The 18,361-nt window shown below is 52.0% G+C and carries 29 protein-coding genes; 14 read left to right on the forward strand and 15 right to left on the reverse strand.

Annotated features, from left to right (window positions below; translation table 11 throughout):
• Window positions 1-42 precede the first annotated feature (42 nt).
• The 4 genes from FHC49_RS17890 (at window position 43) to FHC49_RS17905 (ending at window position 2,853) form a co-directional block, all read left to right on the forward strand.
• Window positions 43-411, forward strand: coding sequence for a diacylglycerol kinase (locus tag FHC49_RS17890; RefSeq protein ID WP_185668449.1), 369 nt, complete (start codon window positions 43-45; stop codon window positions 409-411).
• A gap of 99 nt (window positions 412-510) precedes the next feature.
• Window positions 511-1,119: a transcriptional repressor LexA gene (lexA, locus tag FHC49_RS17895; protein WP_035897335.1), complete on the forward strand. Its 609-nt coding sequence runs from the start codon at window positions 511-513 to the stop codon at window positions 1,117-1,119.
• Window positions 1,120-1,187: 68 nt separating this feature from the next.
• Window positions 1,188-2,507 (forward strand): MATE family efflux transporter DinF, encoded by a 1,320-nt coding sequence (gene dinF, locus FHC49_RS17900; protein ID WP_220440476.1) that lies wholly within the window; start codon window positions 1,188-1,190, stop codon window positions 2,505-2,507.
• Between the two features lie 136 nt (window positions 2,508-2,643).
• Window positions 2,644-2,853: a CsbD family protein gene (locus FHC49_RS17905; RefSeq protein ID WP_035897337.1), complete on the forward strand. Its 210-nt coding sequence runs from the start codon at window positions 2,644-2,646 to the stop codon at window positions 2,851-2,853.
• A 55-nt stretch (window positions 2,854-2,908) separates the two neighbouring features.
• Here FHC49_RS17905 and zur read toward each other — a convergent pair whose 3' ends face one another.
• The gene (zur, locus tag FHC49_RS17910) at window positions 2,909-3,424 is read right to left on the reverse strand and encodes a zinc uptake transcriptional repressor Zur (protein WP_035897338.1); all 516 of its coding nucleotides are present in this window, start codon (window positions 3,422-3,424) and stop codon (window positions 2,909-2,911) included.
• A gap of 126 nt (window positions 3,425-3,550) precedes the next feature.
• Here zur and FHC49_RS17915 point away from each other — a divergent pair, with 126 nt between their 5' ends.
• Entirely contained in the window at window positions 3,551-4,039 is a 489-nt protein-coding gene (locus tag FHC49_RS17915; RefSeq protein WP_035897345.1) for a cupin domain-containing protein, read from the forward strand.
• 171 nt (window positions 4,040-4,210) lie between these two features.
• Window positions 4,211-5,425, forward strand: coding sequence for a conjugal transfer protein TraF (locus FHC49_RS17920; RefSeq protein WP_220440477.1), 1,215 nt, complete (start codon window positions 4,211-4,213; stop codon window positions 5,423-5,425).
• A 107-nt stretch (window positions 5,426-5,532) separates the two neighbouring features.
• Here the strand turns inward: FHC49_RS17920 and FHC49_RS17925 are convergent, their stop codons facing one another.
• Together FHC49_RS17925 and FHC49_RS17930 are read right to left on the reverse strand one after the other, a co-directional pair.
• A complete protein-coding gene (locus tag FHC49_RS17925; RefSeq protein ID WP_220440478.1) occupies window positions 5,533-5,868 on the reverse strand; it encodes a type II toxin-antitoxin system HicB family antitoxin in 336 nt (111 codons plus the stop codon).
• On the reverse strand, window positions 5,865-6,128 hold the full coding sequence (locus FHC49_RS17930) for a type II toxin-antitoxin system HicA family toxin (protein ID WP_220440479.1): 264 nt from the start codon (window positions 6,126-6,128) through the stop codon (window positions 5,865-5,867). The genes FHC49_RS17925 and FHC49_RS17930 overlap by 4 nt, the downstream gene beginning before the upstream one ends.
• A 362-nt stretch (window positions 6,129-6,490) precedes the next feature.
• On the opposite strand from FHC49_RS17930, the gene FHC49_RS17935 reads away from it, so the two are divergent.
• Both FHC49_RS17935 and FHC49_RS17940 read left to right on the forward strand, forming a co-directional pair.
• Window positions 6,491-7,024, forward strand: a complete 534-nt coding sequence (locus FHC49_RS17935) for a hypothetical protein (RefSeq protein ID WP_047722340.1) — start codon at window positions 6,491-6,493, stop codon at window positions 7,022-7,024.
• A 195-nt stretch (window positions 7,025-7,219) separates the two neighbouring features.
• The gene (locus tag FHC49_RS17940; RefSeq protein ID WP_020838469.1) at window positions 7,220-7,393 is read left to right on the forward strand and encodes a hypothetical protein; all 174 of its coding nucleotides are present in this window, start codon (window positions 7,220-7,222) and stop codon (window positions 7,391-7,393) included.
• Between the two features lie 64 nt (window positions 7,394-7,457).
• Here the strand turns inward: FHC49_RS17940 and FHC49_RS17945 are convergent, their stop codons facing one another.
• The 12 genes from FHC49_RS17945 to FHC49_RS18000 form a co-directional block, all read right to left on the reverse strand.
• Window positions 7,458-7,730, reverse strand: coding sequence for a pyocin activator PrtN family protein (locus FHC49_RS17945; protein WP_020838472.1), 273 nt, complete (start codon window positions 7,728-7,730; stop codon window positions 7,458-7,460).
• Window positions 7,731-7,768: 38 nt separating this feature from the next.
• On the reverse strand, window positions 7,769-8,341 hold the full coding sequence (locus tag FHC49_RS17950; RefSeq protein ID WP_020838474.1) for a 3'-5' exonuclease: 573 nt from the start codon (window positions 8,339-8,341) through the stop codon (window positions 7,769-7,771).
• 1 nt (window position 8,342) lies between these two features.
• Window positions 8,343-9,032 carry a hypothetical protein gene (locus FHC49_RS17955; protein WP_220440480.1) on the reverse strand — a complete coding sequence of 230 codons (690 nt, stop codon included), beginning with the start codon at window positions 9,030-9,032 and terminating at the stop codon, window positions 8,343-8,345.
• Window positions 9,033-9,045: 13 nt separating this feature from the next.
• Complete coding sequence (locus FHC49_RS17960; protein WP_149335238.1) at window positions 9,046-9,354, reverse strand: hypothetical protein; 309 nt, start codon at window positions 9,352-9,354, stop codon at window positions 9,046-9,048.
• A 1-nt stretch (window position 9,355) separates the two neighbouring features.
• The gene (locus tag FHC49_RS17965; RefSeq protein WP_220440481.1) at window positions 9,356-9,742 is read right to left on the reverse strand and encodes a hypothetical protein; all 387 of its coding nucleotides are present in this window, start codon (window positions 9,740-9,742) and stop codon (window positions 9,356-9,358) included.
• Window positions 9,739-10,815, reverse strand: a complete 1,077-nt coding sequence (locus FHC49_RS17970; protein ID WP_220440482.1) for a DGQHR domain-containing protein — start codon at window positions 10,813-10,815, stop codon at window positions 9,739-9,741. The genes FHC49_RS17965 and FHC49_RS17970 overlap by 4 nt, the downstream gene beginning before the upstream one ends.
• Entirely contained in the window at window positions 10,812-11,066 is a 255-nt protein-coding gene (locus FHC49_RS17975) for a hypothetical protein (protein WP_220440483.1), read from the reverse strand. The genes FHC49_RS17970 and FHC49_RS17975 overlap by 4 nt, the downstream gene beginning before the upstream one ends.
• A complete protein-coding gene (locus FHC49_RS17980; protein ID WP_001253786.1) occupies window positions 11,063-11,239 on the reverse strand; it encodes a hypothetical protein in 177 nt (58 codons plus the stop codon). Before FHC49_RS17980 ends, FHC49_RS17975 begins: the two co-directional genes overlap by 4 nt.
• On the reverse strand, window positions 11,227-11,766 hold the full coding sequence (locus FHC49_RS17985; protein ID WP_071696451.1) for a hypothetical protein: 540 nt from the start codon (window positions 11,764-11,766) through the stop codon (window positions 11,227-11,229). The genes FHC49_RS17980 and FHC49_RS17985 overlap by 13 nt, the downstream gene beginning before the upstream one ends.
• A 128-nt stretch (window positions 11,767-11,894) precedes the next feature.
• On the reverse strand, window positions 11,895-12,722 hold the full coding sequence (locus FHC49_RS17990; RefSeq protein ID WP_139935006.1) for a YfdQ family protein: 828 nt from the start codon (window positions 12,720-12,722) through the stop codon (window positions 11,895-11,897).
• A gap of 57 nt (window positions 12,723-12,779) precedes the next feature.
• Window positions 12,780-13,151, reverse strand: coding sequence for a hypothetical protein (locus FHC49_RS17995; protein ID WP_044691226.1), 372 nt, complete (start codon window positions 13,149-13,151; stop codon window positions 12,780-12,782).
• 581 nt (window positions 13,152-13,732) lie between these two features.
• Window positions 13,733-14,407 carry a LexA family transcriptional regulator gene (locus FHC49_RS18000; protein WP_053390032.1) on the reverse strand — a complete coding sequence of 225 codons (675 nt, stop codon included), beginning with the start codon at window positions 14,405-14,407 and terminating at the stop codon, window positions 13,733-13,735.
• A gap of 88 nt (window positions 14,408-14,495) precedes the next feature.
• On the opposite strand from FHC49_RS18000, the gene FHC49_RS18005 reads away from it, so the two are divergent.
• From FHC49_RS18005 to FHC49_RS18030, 6 genes are all read left to right on the forward strand, one after another.
• A complete protein-coding gene (locus tag FHC49_RS18005) occupies window positions 14,496-14,696 on the forward strand; it encodes a YdaS family helix-turn-helix protein (protein WP_053390031.1) in 201 nt (66 codons plus the stop codon).
• A 43-nt stretch (window positions 14,697-14,739) separates the two neighbouring features.
• Window positions 14,740-15,291, forward strand: a complete 552-nt coding sequence (locus tag FHC49_RS18010) for a YmfL family putative regulatory protein (protein WP_047722332.1) — start codon at window positions 14,740-14,742, stop codon at window positions 15,289-15,291.
• 172 nt (window positions 15,292-15,463) lie between these two features.
• Window positions 15,464-15,649 (forward strand): DUF4222 domain-containing protein, encoded by a 186-nt coding sequence (locus FHC49_RS18015; protein WP_071828988.1) that lies wholly within the window; start codon window positions 15,464-15,466, stop codon window positions 15,647-15,649.
• Complete coding sequence (locus FHC49_RS24465) at window positions 15,633-16,655, forward strand: hypothetical protein (RefSeq protein ID WP_255581406.1); 1,023 nt, start codon at window positions 15,633-15,635, stop codon at window positions 16,653-16,655. Before FHC49_RS18015 ends, FHC49_RS24465 begins: the two co-directional genes overlap by 17 nt.
• The gene (locus FHC49_RS18025) at window positions 16,652-17,971 is read left to right on the forward strand and encodes a phage N-6-adenine-methyltransferase (RefSeq protein WP_220440484.1); all 1,320 of its coding nucleotides are present in this window, start codon (window positions 16,652-16,654) and stop codon (window positions 17,969-17,971) included. The genes FHC49_RS24465 and FHC49_RS18025 overlap by 4 nt, the downstream gene beginning before the upstream one ends.
• Window positions 17,968-18,354: a RusA family crossover junction endodeoxyribonuclease gene (locus tag FHC49_RS18030; RefSeq protein ID WP_000767088.1), complete on the forward strand. Its 387-nt coding sequence runs from the start codon at window positions 17,968-17,970 to the stop codon at window positions 18,352-18,354. Before FHC49_RS18025 ends, FHC49_RS18030 begins: the two co-directional genes overlap by 4 nt.
• Window positions 18,355-18,361: the final 7 nt, after the last annotated feature.

Here is an 18,361-nt window from a genome sequence, read left to right on the forward strand (position 1 = left end):
ACAAGCATTGTCATTGACGTAAAAACGAAAAAGGTTCTTGAGATGGCCAATAATACCACTGGGATTACCCGAATCATCAAAGCTGCGGGCTATTCCTGGAAAGGATTCCGCGCGGCGTGGATCAATGAAGCGGCGTTCCGCCAGGAAGGGGTTGCCTCTGTTATCGCGATTATTATCGCCTGCTGGCTGGATGTCGATGCCATCACCCGTGTCCTGCTCATCGGGTCCGTCCTTTTGGTGATGATAGTGGAAATTCTCAATAGTGCACTGGAAGCAGTCGTTGACCGTATCGGCTCTGATTATCACGAGCTCTCCGGCCGGGCGAAAGACATGGGTTCGGCGGCGGTTCTGCTGTCTATTTTCGTGGCGGTGTTCACCTGGGCGACGCTGCTGTGGTCTCATTTTCACTAAAGTCGTGAAAACTGCCTGATTTCGTGAGTTTTATGGTTCCAAAATAGGCAGTAGCTGTATATACTCACAGCATAACTGTATATACACCCAGGGGGCGGAATGAAAGCGTTAACGACCAGGCAGCAAGAGGTGTTTGATCTCATTCGGGATCACATCAGCCAGACGGGCATGCCGCCAACGCGTGCGGAAATTGCTCAGCGCTTGGGGTTCCGTTCCCCGAACGCAGCTGAAGAGCATCTGAAAGCGCTGGCGCGTAAAGGCGTCCTTGAGATTGTTTCAGGCGCTTCTCGCGGTATCCGCCTGCTGGTAGAAGAAGAAGAGGGCCTGCCGCTGGTAGGCCGCGTCGCGGCGGGCGAACCGCTGCTGGCGCAGCAGCACATCGAAGGTCACTACCAGGTTGACCCGTCCCTGTTTAAGCCGAGCGCGGATTTCCTGCTGCGCGTCAGCGGTATGTCGATGAAAGACATCGGTATTATGGATGGCGACCTGCTCGCCGTGCATAAAACCCAGGACGTGCGTAACGGCCAGGTTGTGGTCGCGCGTATCGACGAAGAGGTGACGGTAAAACGCCTGAAAAAACAGGGTAACGTCGTCGAACTGCTGCCGGAAAACAGCGAATTTAAGCCTATCGTGGTCGATCTGCGTCAGCAGAACTTCTCCATCGAAGGGCTGGCCGTTGGCGTTATCCGCAACGGCGAGTGGCTGTAACTCTCCCCCCATTCTAATGGCTGCGATACTTCCGCTATCGCAGCCTTTTTTCGTTCTGGTCAAAACTCATGCCGCTACTTACTCACGCCGATAAGGCGCTGTGGCGCCTTGCGCTGCCGATGATCTTCTCCAACATTACCGTGCCGTTGCTGGGCCTGGTCGACACCGCCGTTATCGGCCATCTCGATAGCCCCGTCTATCTGGGCGGCGTAGCCATTGGCGCCACGGCAACCAGCTTCCTGTTTATGCTGCTGCTGTTTTTGCGCATGAGTACCACTGGGCTTACGGCGCAGGCGTTTGGTGCGAAGAACCCGCAGGCGCTGGCCCGCGCGCTGGTGCAGCCGCTTATGCTGGCGCTGGGCGCCGGGCTGCTGATCATTCTTTTCAAAACGCCGCTGATTAACCTGGCGCTCTCCATCGTTGGCGGCAGCGGCGAAGTGCTGGAGCAGGCGCGGCGCTTCCTTGATATCCGCTGGCTCAGTGCCCCCGCATCGCTGGCGAACCTGGTGCTGCTTGGCTGGCTGCTGGGCGTGCAGTACGCCCGTGCGCCGGTCGTGCTGCTGGTGGTGGGGAACGTGCTGAATATCGTGCTCGACCTGTGGCTGGTGATGGGGCTGCATATGAACGTGCAGGGTGCGGCGCTGGCAACGGCGATTGCCGAATACGCTACGCTGCTGGTGGGATTGGGGATGGCGCGCAAGGTGCTGGTGATGCGCGGGATCTCGTGGGCGATGCTGAAAACGGCCTGGCAGGGCGATTTTCGCCGCCTGCTGGCGCTCAATCGCGACATCATGCTGCGCTCGTTGCTGCTTCAGCTCTGCTTCGGCGCGGTGACCGTCTTCGGTGCCCGCCTTGGCAGCGAAGTGGTGGCGGTGAACGCGGTGCTGATGACCATGCTGACCTTCACCGCCTACGCGCTGGACGGTTTTGCCTACGCGGTGGAAGCCCACTCCGGGCAGGCCTATGGCGCGCGCGACGGCAGCAAGTTGCTGGAGGTCTGGCGCGCAGCATGCCGCCAGGCGGGCGTCGTGGCGCTGGCGTTTGCGCTGATTTACGCCCTTCTGGGTGAACATATTGTGGCGCTGCTGACGTCGCTGCCTGAGCTACAGCAGCTTGCCGACCGTTATGTGCTCTGGCAGGCGGTGCTGCCGGTGATTGGCGTGTGGTGCTATCTGCTGGACGGAATGTTTATCGGCGCCACTCGCGGCGCGGAGATGCGTAACAGTATGGCGGTGGCTGCCGCCGGATTTGCGCTCACCATGCTGGCGTTGCCGCTGCTTGGCAACCACGGACTGTGGCTGGCGCTCGCCGTATTCCTTGCGCTGCGCGGGCTATCGCTGGCCTTTATCTGGCGCCGCCACTGGAAAAACAACAGCTGGTTTGCCTGACGAAATGGTTAAAGATTCCGAATAATGAAATGACCTCAGAATGACTGACTACAATTAACCTCACGCTTAGCGAAAAAGATGCCTTTCCTGAAGCATCGGTTTTGCTATTCACTCACTGACGATCGAGGATTCGATGATGAATAAAGACGAAGTCGGCGGTAACTGGAAACAGGTTAAAGGTAAAGTGAAAGAGCAATGGGGCAAACTGACCGATGATGATATGACGGTGATCGAAGGCAAACGCGATCAGCTGGTCGGTAAAATTCAGGAACGCTACGGCTACGCGAAAGATCAGGCCGAGAAAGAGGTGGATAGCTGGGACAAACGCCACAACCACCGCTGGTAATAACGTCCTCCTGCCCGTGCGTACAAGGAAGTACGCTCCCCCTGTTTAGCGCCTGCTAGCGGGATTTCTTCTTAATCTGAATGGTATGGTCGTGATGACAGTGTTCGTGCGCGCTGCACGCTTCCACTTCCACGCAGGCCGAACACAGCCCGTGTGCTTCAATCACGTTGTGACGCAGGGCAAAGCCCATTTTGGCCGCCAGCGCATGCATAATGTCTTCCACCCCTTCCGCACACTCTTCCTTCACCACGCCGCAGCGATCGCAGATAAACATGGCGGAGGTGTGAGTTGGCTGATCGAACAGGTGGCAAAGCACGTAGCTGTTGGCTGATTCCACCTTATGCACGAAGCCTTGTTCGAGCAAAAACTCCAGCGCGCGATAAACCGTCGGCGGTTTAGCCTGGGGCTCTTTAACGCGCAGCAGGTCAAGCAGGTCGTAGGCGCTAATCGCCCCTTCCTGGAGACTCATCAGACGCAGCACTTCCAGACGTTGCGGAGTCAGGCGCACGCCGCGTTGCGCACACAGCTTTTCAGCCTGCGCTAACAGTTCTTGCGTAGTGGTCTTATCCATTGGCGTCCTCGGGTTACGGGTGAAACAAACCCCTACTTTATCATGTTATGCCGGAAACGCCGAGTTTCCGCAGGTGTGCTATAGGTGTGTTATAGCAGGCGTACTTCACACTCAGGATGAAAAATGATGAAAAGACCCGATTGCATTCGCCATTGGCATGATGTTGAAGGACCCGATGACTCCACTTACCCCGACAGCAATGAGCTTTTTGCCATCGGTGCGCCGCTGGCCCGCGCGCTGGGGCTACGTCATCTCGGTATACACCACGAGCGTCTCCCGCCAGGTCGCCGCACCTCATACCCACATGCGGAGAGTGACGAAGAGGAGTTTATCTACGTGCTGGAGGGCTACCCGCAGGCGTGGATCAACGGCTATCTGTGGAAGCTGCAGCCGGGAGATAGCGTCGGCTTTCCTGCCGGAACCGGCGTTTGCCATACCTTTATCAACAACACCTCCGAAGAGGTTCGGCTACTGGTGGTGGGTGAGGCGAACAAAAAACACAACCGCATCTATTACCCGCTGAACGCCTCGTACGCCGTGACGCGCGAGGATCGCTGGGTCGATCACCCGCCGCAGTTTTTCGGCCCTCACGATGGAAAACCTGGGCGAAATTAGCATCTTCTTCTATAAAGATTAGGGTGCTTATTAAAAATAACGATAACCGAAAAAATTTCAGTTAGGGGAACACACCGCTTTTTTTCCCGCTATTCACAGCAACAGTTCGCCTCCATCCAGGTGATAACGGATGGAGGGTTGTTTCATTACCGACAATAAGACGAGCAAACTGTGAATAAAAAAGACAAATTTTCGCTAATGGGAGTCGCTGTCTCCTTTTTCGTGGCGGGACAGGCAGGGGCGGCAAATGGCTGGACGGAGGCGCGTAACGACGCGATGGGCGGTACGGGGGTAGCTTCTGCGAATTATGGCAGCGGCGTACTCATCAACCCGGCGCTGCTGGCGAAGGCGAAGCCGGACGATGGTATCACGCTGATTGCGCCGACCATTGGTGCGCAGATTTCCGATAAGGACGATCTGCGCACCAAAATTGACGACATCAGCGATGAGGTGAACAACTACCGACGGGTGATAAGTACGCTTAATCTTAGCCAGATTTCAGCGGCGGCAGGCGATCTGGCAAATCAACTCTCCTCGCTGAAAGGAAAAACCGCCAGCGGCAAAGCCGGTGCCGGACTGGCAGTCAGTATTCCTAACGATACGCTGAATGTGGCTTTCGTGGCGAAAGCGAATGCAAGGGCGAGGGTCAGTTCGTATATCGATCAAGGGGATATCGAGCTTCTGCGCAGCATTCAGTCGAATCCTCTTAATGCGGCCGGTGCGAGTGCTCAGGATCTCAAGTCGAAAGGCTACGGCCGCGCAGCGATCGTCAGCGACTACGGCGTGGCTATCGCGCGCCAGTTTGACGTCGGCGGCGTGCCGGTGTCGCTGGGTATTACACCAAAGCTGCAGCAAACCTGGCTCTATAACTACACCACCTCCATCTACAATTTCAGCAGCGACGATATCAATAGCAGCCGCTATCGCAATGACGATACCGGCTTCAACGTTGACGCCGGTCTGGCCGCTGATGTTGGCGATAACTGGACGGTGGGACTGAGCGGGCAAAACCTGTTCTCCCGCGACATCGACACCAAAGAGGTCGATGGCGTGCACGATACCTACCAGATTCGCCCGCTGGTGACCGCCGGGGTGGCCTGGCACACCGATATGCTGACCCTCAGCGCCGATGGCGATCTCACCGAAACCAAAGGCTTTAAAAGCGAAGACACCTCACAGTACGTTGGCGTGGGCGCGGAAGTGCGGCCGCTCGACTGGCTGGCGGTGCGCGCAGGCTATCGCGCCGATGTAAAGCACAACGACAGCAACGTCTTTACCGGCGGCGTTGGCTTTGCGCCGTTTAACCGGGTACACGTTGACCTGATGGGGTTGTACGGTGAAAACCAAACCTGGGGCGCGGGGGCGCAACTGAGCGTCGCGTTCTGACTTAGCTCCCTTACCGGCGTCGGTGCTGCGCACCTCGTCCGGGCTACAGGGCCATACAAACCTGTAGCCCGGTCAGGCGAAGCGCCGCCGGGATCTCTCAATACTTGCTAGCCGTGCGCGGCTCTGGAAAGCGTATCGTTAATCCACTGATTAACGCTTTTCCCCGAAACCTCCGCCGCAACGTTGATGGCAGAGTGAACCTCAGGAGAAATGCGCAGGCTGATTTTGCCACTTGCTGGCCGCAGTGGTTCCCGTCCTTGCTCAGCGCAATAGGCAATGTAATCGTCAACGGCTTCTTCGAAGGCCGTACGAAGATCAGCAACGTTATCGGCGTGAAAGCCAATCACGTCCCTGATGCCTGCCACTCGCCCGATAAAGCATAAATCTTCGTCGCTGTAATCAATCTTTGCGGCATAGCCTTTGTACGTCATGGTATTCATCATGGAGTTACTCCTACTGCGATAAGAAATGCCATTGCATCACGAACCTGGTAAACCTTTGCCTCTTTATCGGGGTGGGGACGGTGGAAAGAAGCCACAATCTGATTGATTTCGAACCGTATCCGGGAGCCGTTTCCTTCCGATACTTTTGCACCTAACGCGACAAGCAGAGACTCAATTTTTCGCCATTCCAGAGTGGCAGGAGTGGGTAACGAAAATATCAGCCGCAGTGTTTTCTGGTGTCTGGCGTTTAATGACTTCATTTATGCTTCCATTGCGTTGTGTATTGCATCCGCCAAAGTCCAATTTATGATATCACTTTATGATATCACATCAAGGCGAATCGTATCCGATTGCGGCCTGTGCTATAGTAGCGCCCCCAATTCACCAGATGCTCAAAACTTCGCCATGTCTTCAGAATCACAACGCCATTTCCCCGCTCACCGTTTCTCCATCGCGCCCATGCTCGATAGGACGGATTATACAGAGAAATAGCGGTGTCGTGTGTTTTATGGGGGCCTATTGGGGACCCGATGTTTTTAATTTAATACGCAACTCTTACCAGGCATTGCATGGCGGGAATAGGTATAATGGGGTCTTTCGCCGTTCCGCTTGAGAGGCTCTAATGCTCACTTTAGACGAGATAGGTCAATCTGTTCGTAACAACATTCAGTTAGTTATTGACCATGTGGGGTTGCCTCTCGCAGTTGGCCCGATCAGTGATGAGGATTACAAGATCCTCTGTGGTGGTTATGGCGAGCTTGAGTGGGACTATATGCTCGGTGCCTATGGTAATTCTGATGACAAGTATGAATTTTGCATCAAACTTGTTCAGCAAGGAGTAGTGCAGGGGATTCCTTCAGGGGCGGCAATTTGTGTTTATGGGGTTGAAGATAAAATCTTTCGCATCCATATTGTTGAAAGGTTCTCAAGGGAAGATGAATCACACCCACTAAAAGGGCGCATGGTTTTGCTCACACTAATGAGTGCCTTTGTTTTTTGTAAGGCTGTCGAGTGTGAGGTTGTTCAAATTGTTGAACCAGTTCCTGAGCTGCAGCCATTTTATGAGTCGTTCGGTTTTTGCATGGAAAAGTGTGGCTACGTGATGTCTACAGCCACAGATAATCTACAAGAGACATTTCTTAAATTCGCACAATAGGTGTAGACGCCGAGTGTCTACAGATTGTAGGATATCCATCCGGATTACCTTAAAGGTACATCTGGGACAGTCGTTATGTATTCTCACTACTAAAAACGATGTCACCAATCGGAGGAACCGATTGGCACAAGTTGGCTGGACAAGCTAGCTTTAACTAAGAGGTTAGAGGCGCCCTTATCGTCTCGGGAGTTTTCTATGAAAGATCAAAAAGCAACCAAGCCACAGGTTAAGTTCGACACAATGAAAGCATTCGCAGGTATGGGTGCTGCTGTTGAAGTTCTGATGAAGGCTGCTCCTAACGCGTTCACTCACGCTATTGTCTCTGGTAAAGAGCAGCAGGGTAAGCTTCGTCGTCGCAAGGCAGCATGATCATAGCTGGTGCTTTTTGAAAGCCCGCCAGATGGCGGGTTTTTCTATTTTATCGGTGCGAAGCTCAACTATTTTTCTGTTTGTTCGTTCTAACCCTTTCCCATTCAATTCTGCCTTCTTCACGCCGCTGGTCTATATACTCAGCAAGATCCTGAATGTTGATACAGCGCTTCGCTTTCTGTGATGTTCCTACACGATAAGTCGGGATAGGTAACTGACAGGCATTTGCTTTCGCTTCTGCTGTGTTAGGGCTCATACCGAAATACTTTTGGCATACAGCTGACAGCTCGATGTTAGGCGTGTTGAACTCAGCCATAAGTAAAAACAAAGTATTCATAGACGTTCTCCATACAACCTGGCTGCACCCAGGGGAAATTACAGGTCGCTGCTGGTGGCCGGAATCAACTTCTGCCAGATCGCGGACACGTATTTTGCCTGGTGGCGCGCATCGGCCAGTGCGTTATGTGCGACCCCATCGAATGGCATATCACGCTTAGGATCGAAACCTACAACTCTGCCTAATGTGACGATGGTTCTGACGTCGTGATCGTTCCAAAATTGCCACGGGCAAACCTGGCCGGCGCGCTCATATGCGCCGCGCAATATAACGTTGTCGAAAGTAGCTCCATTGCCCCAAACTTTTAAATATTTTGGGTTATCAGAATGCCGATTAATGAAATGGCTCAGTTCAGATAGGGCAGATGATATCGGCATCGCATCATCAACACAGATTGCTGATCGTGCTTCTGAGCTTTGTCTTAACCACCACAGAATAGTGTCACCATCCGGCACCGCTCCCTGCTCCATAGCGCTTTCAAGGTTAACGGCGGTGTAAAACTCCTGACCCAATTCACCGCATTGCGGATCGAAGAATATGGCACCAATGGAGACGATAGGGGCATTCGGTTTTTTGCCCATAGACTCAAGGTCGATCATTAAATTGTTCACGTTATATATTCTCCTGCTGAGGTGCCGCTTCGAAATGCTCGACACCTTTAGCCCAAATGGCCTTGATGTTCGTCCAACTGACTGGCACTGTTATCTCAATTCGACCGCTGCCGTCGCATGTTTCGCATTCATCATCACCAAAACACTCTGGGCAGTTTATAAATTTCGTTTCTGAAAACTCACCGGACAGCACACCCTTTGCGCCGTTCTCGGCGGTTAGCCTCTTAGGCACCAAAGCCAAACCATCTGGAGTTACCGGAGAGTTGCCCGCCTGAAGCATGGCGGCGCGGCATGCGTTCCAGCCGTACTTATAGGCGACGTTTATCGAATCGCATGGTTCGTGATTTTCCATTTTTGCTATAGCCTGACGCGTGCTGATAGCATCCGGAACTACCGACGCTGGCGGTGTGGTGTAGAGTGGCTTGATATTCCAGCCTTTTGAAAACCAGCTATCAGCAACATTGCGACTTCTTGTTATTGCCGGAATACCAATACCATTATCAGAATGGAGCCACGCCACAGGCTCGGCACCAAAAGCAGCAATAGCCCCATCAATCACCTTCAGCACATCAGCGAGAATATAAGCTCTGTTCCCGCCGTTTGAGTACTGGGTATCATGCTGCAGGTGTTCACGTATCTGGTGCAGGCGCTCGAGTGATACAGGACCGTGCGCCGGGTGGTTAGTTGTCATGGGTTAGTCCTCCTTAATCCCATTGCAAAACTGATGCGAAATATGCGCCGCGACACGGCGTGTCACGAGGATGATGCCAGCCTGAATAGCCATCCTGACCACCTATTGGGCTAACTTTGTACCAGCACTGGTAATAGCGGGCGCTACTTGCAAAATCAGCCGCACCATCCGAGTCGATTACATCTTGGGACACAGAAGCCTGAATTATTTCCGCTTCCGTATAATCGCCGCGCATAACGATGAATCGCGCATCGTCCGAGCAAAGATAATCACATGAACCGTCATGTTTACCTTTGGTGGTAGGTTTGATTAATTTATCCATCTCACTCCCCCTTCACGCCAATGCCAGCGGCGGTCATCGCTTTGTTGTAGTTGTTCTGACAGTCGATATAACCTTTCGCGTAATCCTCAGAACCGCCATAGTGGACAATCTGGAAGTCATCGAATTGCTTTACTGCCACCTCCCGCGCCTCCAGTTCTGCTATGCGGCGTTCTGCGGCTTCAGCGCGGTCAATCGCTGATTCAAGAGCGCACTTAAGTTCAGATGTGTATTCAGCGTCGCAGCAGCTAGCGCATATATGTCCGCCGTCGTCATGCTTAACAGTTAGTGCCCATTGGCTACAGAAGTCGCAATCGCGCATTACTGCCTGACTCCAGTCATGTCTTTTGCGCTCAGGAACACGCAACGCCTGTTTGTTGAGTGCTGTCATTGGGCTGCCTCCATTGCGAATGTCCCTGCTGTAATAGCCATTGCAAGCCTTTGTGCTGCAGCTTTCTGTGCCGGAACGCTGGCAATTACCGTGGCTCTTTCTTTGCTGGCATCAGCACAAACACCATCCCATGAAGAGATAAGGAAGAAGTCTTCCAGCTCGGTCATTGTGGCTTTTGTTACCAGTTCTTCGATCATCTGCACGATGATATGCGCAGGGCGACGCCTCAGTAGTTCCTGGACTGCATAGCCAAACGCATTGATCATCACCGCATGGAATTGGATGTAGTCTCGCTTGTATTCAGCTGGTGATACACCGTGTCGGATACCGTCAATAGCCGTCAGCTTCAGCCACGCTTCCCAAAGGTCATAAATATCGCCAGTAGACAGCGCGTCGTCCCCGTTACCCGCGAATTTTGCAGTGGCATCGCCAATGGCCTTAAAACTTATCCAGAGATCACTTTTTGCAGGAACCACGCTGTGTTCAAAATCGGTGATCTCGGAGAACACTGAGTGAGTGGAGAGGAATGACACCATTGTCTGGGCAACCTGATCCCTGCCGTTATAAGCCATATTTATTGCTGCAGAAGGCTTAGATACGTTGTTATTGATATCAGAGAAAAATTGCTGGCGTGTCTTCAGTGGTAGTTGCAGAGTCATCATCAAAGGTACAAACAGGGGGGTATCGTATTCTCTGCAGAACATGGTTATACCTGCACCACGATGTTGCCCATCAAAAAGTTTAATCTCTGCGTCCATTGGGAACCGAACAACGCCTACGTTTGTATTGCCGAACTCTTCAAACTCCACATGTGAAGCACAGTTACCAACCAGTGGTGGGATGATGAAAGGCTCCTTATTTTCAGCAGCTGCCACTAGGTATTCGTAAAATTTTTTTACGCGTGATTTATTGAGTTCACGCTGAGAACGCTCAAGCGTGTGTCCGTAATTATCAGATGCCAGTACGCGGGATAGGGTTCGTCCTGGAACGTTCATCAAAAGAATAAGCGTATCCCCCTGCAAGCCGCGAGAGGCAGGGAACTCGAAGTAATACTCCATACTCGATTTGCTCATAGCGCTCCTCCCTGTCTGGCTCTATTCAATAGCTGGTTAAACATCATGGTAAGGCTGTTACTACACCCAAACGGCATATCGTTAACACGGTATGTTGGAATACCCTTACGAACACCAGACTTCACGATCCGGCCTGTACCATAGAGTTGCGATAATGCGCCAGCGACCGCGGGTGTCTTTTTGTTCATACCTTTGGCGATTTCACCGCTGGTGGTATTCGGATGAGACTGGAGATATTCAAATACGGTCATGGCGTTTTACCTTTACGTTCCTGTTCCAGTTGCACCAGAGACTCTTTTAATGCTGCGAACGTAGCGTCCAGTCTGGTGGCGACTTCGCGCATAAGCGGTGCATGCTTTGGTGGCAATTCAGCAACGGAGGCAAAAGCCTCCGCTACGAGTTCTTTTACCTTCATGCGGCGCATTGGCGCAGCTCCACCAGTTCGTTAAAGCGATTCATGAACAGGCCATAGGCTTGACCGGGGCGGAGAGGGATAACCTGAACGAGATCAGAGCAGGGAATACCTTCGAGAATTTCCCATTTCGAGCCGTCATCGATTTCCAGATCACGGCGCTCGGTAGCTAACATGGTTAGATCGGCATATTTCACGACAGCAGCTTGTTCGAGAGAGATACCGAATTTAAAGCGGATAAGACCATCAACATAAGTTTCCATGCGTTGGTAGTCAGGTAACAGGGCTTTGAGCGGGGCAGGAATATCCTGGCAATATGCCTCCGCAGCGTCGTGCATCAGCGCTTCAAAGGCGAACTCTGGCGGTACAATCTGGCTTACAAGCACAGAGTGCTGGGCTACGCTGTAGAACTCTGGAAGATGCCCAGCGAATCGACAGATGTTGGAAAGAGCAGTCGCGATATCCTCAACATCGATATCGTCGATAGTGGCGGTCAGGTAGTTAAATTTTTTGCCGGATAATGTCTGAATGTAGCTCATGGTTTTCTCCATATTGGCGCGCTGCACCGCGCAGATTTTGGTTGCACGAATCCCTCGCCGGTTGGCGATAATTAATGGAATTACGCTTCAATAAATCCCCGCGGCGCCGGGGATTTAATGCAGAGCAATTAGGCTTTAAAGTTACCGATGAAAGTTTCCACTGATTCACCTTCGAACTTGCTGATCAGCAAATCGCGGAATTCGTTGGCAATCTCTTCTTCCTGGGCTTCAAGTTGGACGATGCGCAGAACAAAGCAGGGTTCATCGCTGGTCAGCAGGCTGTTACGCAAGCTAAAGCGGCGTTCGCCCAGACCTTCATACGGCACACATTTGAACTCGAACGCCACAGGCATTACGTCTTTGCTGCTTGCTTCAACGCTTTGCATCAGCGATTTTTTACCAGCGAAATCACCAGTTTCATGGTCCTGCTGGGTTGCTTGCTGAATAGTGATACGACGCACAGCCTGAGCCGCCTGGGAAATCTGCATCGCATTGCCATCAGCATCAAACGCCAGCAGGTAATCGCTCCAGTCTTCCAGCCATTCAGCGATTTGCTTTTGCTTCAGGCGTTGGCCATCGATTTGCAGTAACGCGCGGAACGGGGCGGTTTTCTTCAGGGTGATTGAAGCAACGTTATCGGCGTGACCGGGATTATCCAGGGTGCCGATGTTGAACACTGAACGGGCGGTCATGTTGTCAGCGTCAATGAAGCAACGAGCTGGCTCACTGTCGCTGGCGTAACCTTTAGAATAACGTGCGAAGTCGTCAATACTGGTTGTGGTCATTGCGCCACGAAAGCGGAAACGCTCCAGAGAAAAGCGCTCGAGGCTTTCAACGCCAGTGCCCTCTGGCAGTAATGCGGTCGGGCAAGCCAGGCCATGAATATCATTCAGGTGATAACCGGAAAGAACCAGGTCTTTGACCTGCTTGAAGGTACCGCTGTCTAACTGAGACATAAAAATTCCTTAAAGATAGATGTAGAAAAACTGAAACTATGGGCTATCAATCACGGCTTATTTCGCCGCGCGTAACTTTCCATCCGGATCCCCGCCGAGGGTAAACAAGTTGCCCTGGTCTTCCTGCAGGATGGTGAGCTTCCCGCCTTTGTTAACCCACATAGGGGTTTCGGTTGTGTCCTCTTCGGAGGCTTTACCACGCGGTGTCGGGGTGCTGTAGTTCAGCTTGTGCTTGATCTTCACGCGCTTCTCTTCAACGGAATTACCCATACGCTCAAAATCAAATGTGAGGACTACTTTGCCTTTGTTGCCGTTGTTCAGAACGCCAAGCGCGGTGGTATTAAGTGCTGCCGCGATTTTGTTCATGAACACGCCGGCATCCAGTTCGCCAAGAAAATCTGGCACTACGGTCATGCGGTCATTACTCATGGTTTTACCCTCGTTAAGGCGGCTGCAACCGCCGAACTTTCTCCATACACAACAGAGAAGGGCACCTGCATTGGTCGGCGGCTTGCAGAGACCGCTTTCTTTTTGCCCGGGTGGATTGGGTTATGAGCCCGTCGCCCGGTGATGCCCTTTTCTGTTGTGCCCTGAAAAAGGCTGGCGGTTACCGGACAAGTGGGAAAACACCGGGCCGCCAGAACAGGGAAGTACTTGTTATTGCTTTGGCCTGCTTTTAACCACATCAGGCGCGGTGGTAGGTATCTTCGGGCGGGGTGCTAAGGGGGTGATTAGCCCTTACCCTTAACACTCCTGCTGGTTTTGGTATTCCTGGCTTGGGTATCGCCACCAGCTATAGGAATTTGACTACGAGTCGCGGTTAATCAGACCGCGTCTCTGTTACCCCTCCCGAAGACACCTGTCAGCGAATCATCCGGTTATTCATATGCCACCGGCGGCTACTTCGTGGGCGTCCTGCCTGTTCGCTGTTTCGTATAGGTACATTATGTACCTTGAGGGTACATTGTCAAGGATAAAAAAACCTGCCGAAGCAGGTTTGTGATGATGGGTTAAGGCTTATGCCTGTGCCGTCGTGGTTTTCCTGAGAAAACAACGGTGCCAATAATCGAGCAATTACCATTGATCCTAATATATGGTTCTGGCCAGTTGGCGTTTAAAGCTTTAAGAAACTTTTCGCCACTATCTTCTATTAATCGTTTAAACGTCGTTTCGCCAGAATCATGCATTAAAGCAATAACATCATCGCCATGAGAAGCTGCAACCTCTGGATCTACAAAAATCATATCGCCAGGACGATACTCATCGATCATTGAATCACCAATGACGCGTAAGATATAAGTCATTGGCCCGCACGGAACGGGACAAGGATATGTTTCTACACTACTCAAATCTACCTCTGCATAACCAGCATCCGTCCATGCTCCGGCTTGCACCCAGGATATAACCGGGACCATCGTAATTGATCTATTAACGTCTGAAACGTCGGGTGATTTAGCAATGTTGGTAGTTTGATGTTCGGTATCTAGCCAACCTTGAGGCAAGTCAAAACATTTTTCGATATGCCTTGCCATAGCGTCACCAATACCTTTGGTGGCACCTTCACCCATAAACCGGCTGGTTTGTGTAGGTTCACGATCGATCATGTTAGCGAAGTAGCTATTACCCCCAACACCATCTCTCAATTTTCGGGCGTTTAATCGCCTGATTTCCTGGATAGTTTTCATCAGCAAATTAAACAATGTGTACCTCTATGGTACAAGTACCTTGTAGGTTCATTTCTTTCGTGTAATATGTACACAGGAGGTACATATTATGAAAGAGTATTGGGACTCTTTAACTAAAGAGCAGCAGGGCGAATTAGCTGGAAGCGTAGGTTCCACGCCTGGCTACCTGCGTTTAGTTTTCAATGGCTACAAAAAGGCAGGTTTTTCCTTGGCTAAAAAGCTGGAGGAAACAACTGCTGGGATTATCAGCAAATCTGATCTTCGTCCTGACATTTACCCTAAACAGTAGCAGACGAGCTGATTTTTATAACCACAGAATTAAGGGGTTAACCGTGGGTAACGAACCTATTTGGAAAGTCGAACGTCAACCAGCCTGGCTGGTGGCCGCGATTAAAAAGACGATTACCGATCTGCCTGGTGGTTACGCCGAAGCGGCGGAATGGTTGGGGGTAACAGAGAATGCGCTGTTTAACCGCCTTCGTGTGGATGGGGATCAGATCTTCCCTATGGGGTGGGCGATGGTGCTACAGAAAGCTGCTGGGGTTAGCTACATAGCTGATGCGTTTTCTCGTCAAACCGATAACGGGATCCATATCCCGGGCGCGGCACCAGAAACAGAGAACGAAGAGATTGGCTTAAAGCTGGCTGAGCTGGTGGGCAGGCTCGGGGATCTGGTCAACGCATACCGTCGATACATCGATGATGGCGTGGTTGATAAAGGGGAATGGGACAGCCTGAACGAAATAGCTTACCAGTTCAGGGTAACGCTCATGACGTTTCTGAACCTGATTTCACGAGTTTATTGCCTTCCAGAAAAGAGTGACGCCCGCGAGTGTGCAGCTCCGGGCGCCTTGGCGAACAACTCTTCGAGTATGGAGAAATAATCCGCATGAGCAATTTAATCGTAAATCCTCACTTACCGCAACTGCGAATGATCCCGGTTCCGGGTCTTCCGCTGTTTCGGTATGAATGCAAAGTATCAAATCGCTGGGTGTCATGTAACCACAGTCAGGCCTCTGTAATTGTGGGGGTCTACTACCGGAGGGCAAAACGCCTGTGCGCGAACTTAACCGAAGGTTCAAAGACCACCGTGGAGTGCCAGTCCGTGTTATCCGCTGGGAGCCAGAAACACAGCGCGTTATCTACCTGCGTGATGGCTACCCGCATGAATGCTTCAGCCCACTTGAGCATTTCAGGCAAAAGTTCAGGGAGATAACGGACGACCATGAGCCAGATATTTGAAATCGTTCAATCGCTGTCGGGGCAAAGGAATTGCATCACCATTCCGGTCCCGTACCTCGATTATTTCTCCGGCGATCAGCAAGCGCATGCTTTGGGTGCTGTGCTAAACCAGCTTGTGTTCTGGTCTGGTAAATCAGATCTGAATGATGGTTGGTTTTACAAAGAGCACAGCGAGCTGGCGGCGGAGATTCGCGGTGTGAGTGAAGATCAGGTGCAGCGCCTGGTAAACAAGATTTGTACCCGATGGTTACCAGGGGTTGTTGAGAAGGCCCAGCGACAGGTCAACGGCACTAAAAAGACGCATTACCGTATCAATGGCGAAGCTCTAATCAACGTTTTATTCCCGGTAACGCTGGATTACGCAGAATCGCGGAACGGGAAACGTGAAGTCGCGGAACCCATTCCGCAGAATCACGGAACCGAAAACGTAGAACCGCGGAACCCTAACCGCGAAGTCGCGGAACCTATTCTCTATACAGATCATTACTCAGATCACCACAAACAGATCAGTAACCCTTCTTGTCCGGAAGCTTCGCAACCGGACGCTGAAAGTTCATCTCCTGTTGAACAGTTTCTTGCTAAACATCCTGAAGCAGTGACCTGGAATGTACCGAAGCGGCAGTGGGGCAGTCAGGATGATTTGACTTGTGCGGAATACCTATGGGGAAAAATCATCGCGATGTACGAGCAGGCCGCTGAAAGTGACGGTGAAGTAGTCCGGCCTAAAGAGCCTAACTGGGCATCCTGGGCAAACGAAGTGCGCCTGATGGTGGCGCAGGACGGCAGAACGCATAAGCAAATTTGCGCACTCTTTAAACGAGCTAATCAGGATTCATTCTGGTGCAAAAACGTTCTCAGCCCTTCAAAACTTCGCGAAAAGTGGGACGAATTAAGTCTGAAGCTTTCCGTGTCCATGAAACAGCCTACAGGTGATTCACCAGTAGCACGGGCCAGTTATCAGAGCGTTGATTACTCACTGCCAGAAAATTCGGGGTTTCGTTCATGATGACAAACAAATATTGCCAGGCGCTGGCAGCACTGCGCAGCAAACCAGCCCATGAATTGAAAGAGGTTGGCGATCAGTGGCGGACACCGGATCTGCTTTTCTGGGGTATCAACGCGCTATTTGGTCCATTAGTTCTGGACTTGTTTGCTGACGACGACAACGCGAAGTGCCCGGCATGGTACACCGCCGAAGATAACGCGCTGACACAGAACTGGTCTGAACGTCTGGCAGAACTGGGTGGCGCTGGTTATGGCAACCCTCCGTATAGCCGTTCGCAGTACCACGAGAAACAGGCGATCACTGGTATGACGCACATCATGAAGTACGCAGCAGCCCAGCGCGAGAAGGGCGGTCGCTATGTATTCCTGATAAAAGCCGCGCCGAGTGAAACGTGGTGGCCGGAAGATGCCGATCACATTGTATTCATTCGCGGGCGCATTGGGTTCGATCTGCCTGTGTGGTTTGTACCTGCTGACGAAAAACAGAAGCCCACCAGCGCGTTTTTTGCCGGTGCTATAGCTGTATTCGATAAGTCGTGGCGTGGTGAGCGGTTCAGCTATATCAACCGTACTGAACTGGAGGCAAAATGGCGGGCGTTTATGACTTTGGCGCAATTTGCTGCCAGCAAGTCTCAACGCGCAACTGCCACACCATCTGTAGCTGACAAGCCAGAAGCAGAGTTGCCACTTACCCAGAAAGATATTTTTGATATCAGCGGTGTCGAGACGTGGGCATGCGTTAGAGCTGCGTTCGGCGATAAAGAAGAATACACATTCAGTGAATCGAAGTTTGGGCATACCTGGGCGGCGGATTCTGTCGAAGCACCGGAATTCACTCAGGTATCACCATTAACGATCGACAAAGCGAAGCTGCTTATTTGTGAGAGTATTTTGTTCGGTGTGGATGAGTGGCTATTGTCGATCCAATTCGATGACGCTGCTGTGCGCATGGATATGTCGGAACGTATTCGCACTGTTGCCCTTGAGGCGTCCGGTGAATATGGCATGAACAGCACTGATTTCATTGCTGCCATGGGAGACCTGGAAGTTTCTAAGTGGTCCAATATCCGCCAGATCCGTAAGCATATCAATGAGAAGGCTAAACCTGTAGCGGTTCCGCTTCCCGAGTCACGTATCTGGCCACTGGAGGTTGGAATTGTATTCGACCAGGTAGACGGCGCTGACATGCTGGATGAATCACAGCAGAACAAGCTGAAAGCCAACATCAATCAACTCTGGCTGGAACGAACGGCCACCAGCGAAATCATTACTGCAGCTTCTGAACTTGTTCGCAATATGCGGGGAGAGGCCGCGTGAAACTGATCCTACCTTTTCCTCCGAGCGTGAACACTTACTGGCGCGCCCCTAACAAGGGGCCGCTGGCCGGTCGTCACCTCATTAGCGCTGATGGTCGTAAATACCAAAGCGCTGCCTGCGTGGCGATCATTGAGCAATTACGACGTCTCCCGAAGCCATCGACTGAACTGGCAGCGGTAGAAATCACTCTGTACCCGCCGGATGCGCGCCGCCGGGATATCGATAATTACAACAAAGCCCTGTTTGACGCGCTGACGCATGCGGGTGTCTGGGAAGACGACAGCCAGATTAAGCGCATGCTGGTGGAATGGGGACCCGTAGTGCCGAAAGGTCGGGTAGAGATAACGATCAGCAGATATGAACCGGCGGGTGCAGCCGCCTGATATGGAG

It is taken from the genome of Kluyvera sp. EC_51 (assembly GCF_019584505.1).
Classification (GTDB): domain Bacteria; phylum Pseudomonadota; class Gammaproteobacteria; order Enterobacterales; family Enterobacteriaceae; genus Kluyvera; species Kluyvera sichuanensis.

Coding starts and splice junctions, on each gene's coding strand:
- FHC49_RS17935 (WP_047722340.1), top strand. CDS start 6,491: ATGCTCACTTTAGACGAGATAGGTCAATCTGTTCGTAACAACATTCAG.
- FHC49_RS17915 (WP_035897345.1), top strand. CDS start 3,551: ATGAAAAGACCCGATTGCATTCGCCATTGGCATGATGTTGAAGGACCC.
- FHC49_RS17985 (WP_071696451.1), bottom strand. CDS start 11,766: ATGAGCTACATTCAGACATTATCCGGCAAAAAATTTAACTACCTGACC.
- FHC49_RS17960 (WP_149335238.1), bottom strand. CDS start 9,354: ATGGATAAATTAATCAAACCTACCACCAAAGGTAAACATGACGGTTCA.
- FHC49_RS17970 (WP_220440482.1), bottom strand. CDS start 10,815: ATGAGCAAATCGAGTATGGAGTATTACTTCGAGTTCCCTGCCTCTCGC.
- FHC49_RS17940 (WP_020838469.1), top strand. CDS start 7,220: ATGAAAGATCAAAAAGCAACCAAGCCACAGGTTAAGTTCGACACAATG.
- FHC49_RS18005 (WP_053390031.1), top strand. CDS start 14,496: ATGAAAGAGTATTGGGACTCTTTAACTAAAGAGCAGCAGGGCGAATTA.
- FHC49_RS17965 (WP_220440481.1), bottom strand. CDS start 9,742: ATGACAGCACTCAACAAACAGGCGTTGCGTGTTCCTGAGCGCAAAAGA.
- FHC49_RS18025 (WP_220440484.1), top strand. CDS start 16,652: ATGATGACAAACAAATATTGCCAGGCGCTGGCAGCACTGCGCAGCAAA.
- zur (WP_035897338.1), bottom strand. CDS start 3,424: ATGGATAAGACCACTACGCAAGAACTGTTAGCGCAGGCTGAAAAGCTG.
- FHC49_RS24465 (WP_255581406.1), top strand. CDS start 15,633: ATGAGCCAGATATTTGAAATCGTTCAATCGCTGTCGGGGCAAAGGAAT.
- dinF (WP_220440476.1), top strand. CDS start 1,188: ATGCCGCTACTTACTCACGCCGATAAGGCGCTGTGGCGCCTTGCGCTG.
- FHC49_RS17975 (WP_220440483.1), bottom strand. CDS start 11,066: ATGACCGTATTTGAATATCTCCAGTCTCATCCGAATACCACCAGCGGT.
- FHC49_RS18000 (WP_053390032.1), bottom strand. CDS start 14,407: ATGAAAACTATCCAGGAAATCAGGCGATTAAACGCCCGAAAATTGAGA.
- FHC49_RS17945 (WP_020838472.1), bottom strand. CDS start 7,730: ATGAATACTTTGTTTTTACTTATGGCTGAGTTCAACACGCCTAACATC.
- FHC49_RS17955 (WP_220440480.1), bottom strand. CDS start 9,032: ATGACAACTAACCACCCGGCGCACGGTCCTGTATCACTCGAGCGCCTG.
- FHC49_RS17930 (WP_220440479.1), bottom strand. CDS start 6,128: ATGAAGTCATTAAACGCCAGACACCAGAAAACACTGCGGCTGATATTT.
- FHC49_RS17990 (WP_139935006.1), bottom strand. CDS start 12,722: ATGTCTCAGTTAGACAGCGGTACCTTCAAGCAGGTCAAAGACCTGGTT.
- lexA (WP_035897335.1), top strand. CDS start 511: ATGAAAGCGTTAACGACCAGGCAGCAAGAGGTGTTTGATCTCATTCGG.
- FHC49_RS17980 (WP_001253786.1), bottom strand. CDS start 11,239: ATGCGCCGCATGAAGGTAAAAGAACTCGTAGCGGAGGCTTTTGCCTCC.
- FHC49_RS17905 (WP_035897337.1), top strand. CDS start 2,644: ATGAATAAAGACGAAGTCGGCGGTAACTGGAAACAGGTTAAAGGTAAA.
- FHC49_RS17925 (WP_220440478.1), bottom strand. CDS start 5,868: ATGATGAATACCATGACGTACAAAGGCTATGCCGCAAAGATTGATTAC.
- FHC49_RS17890 (WP_185668449.1), top strand. CDS start 43: ATGGCCAATAATACCACTGGGATTACCCGAATCATCAAAGCTGCGGGC.
- FHC49_RS17995 (WP_044691226.1), bottom strand. CDS start 13,151: ATGAGTAATGACCGCATGACCGTAGTGCCAGATTTTCTTGGCGAACTG.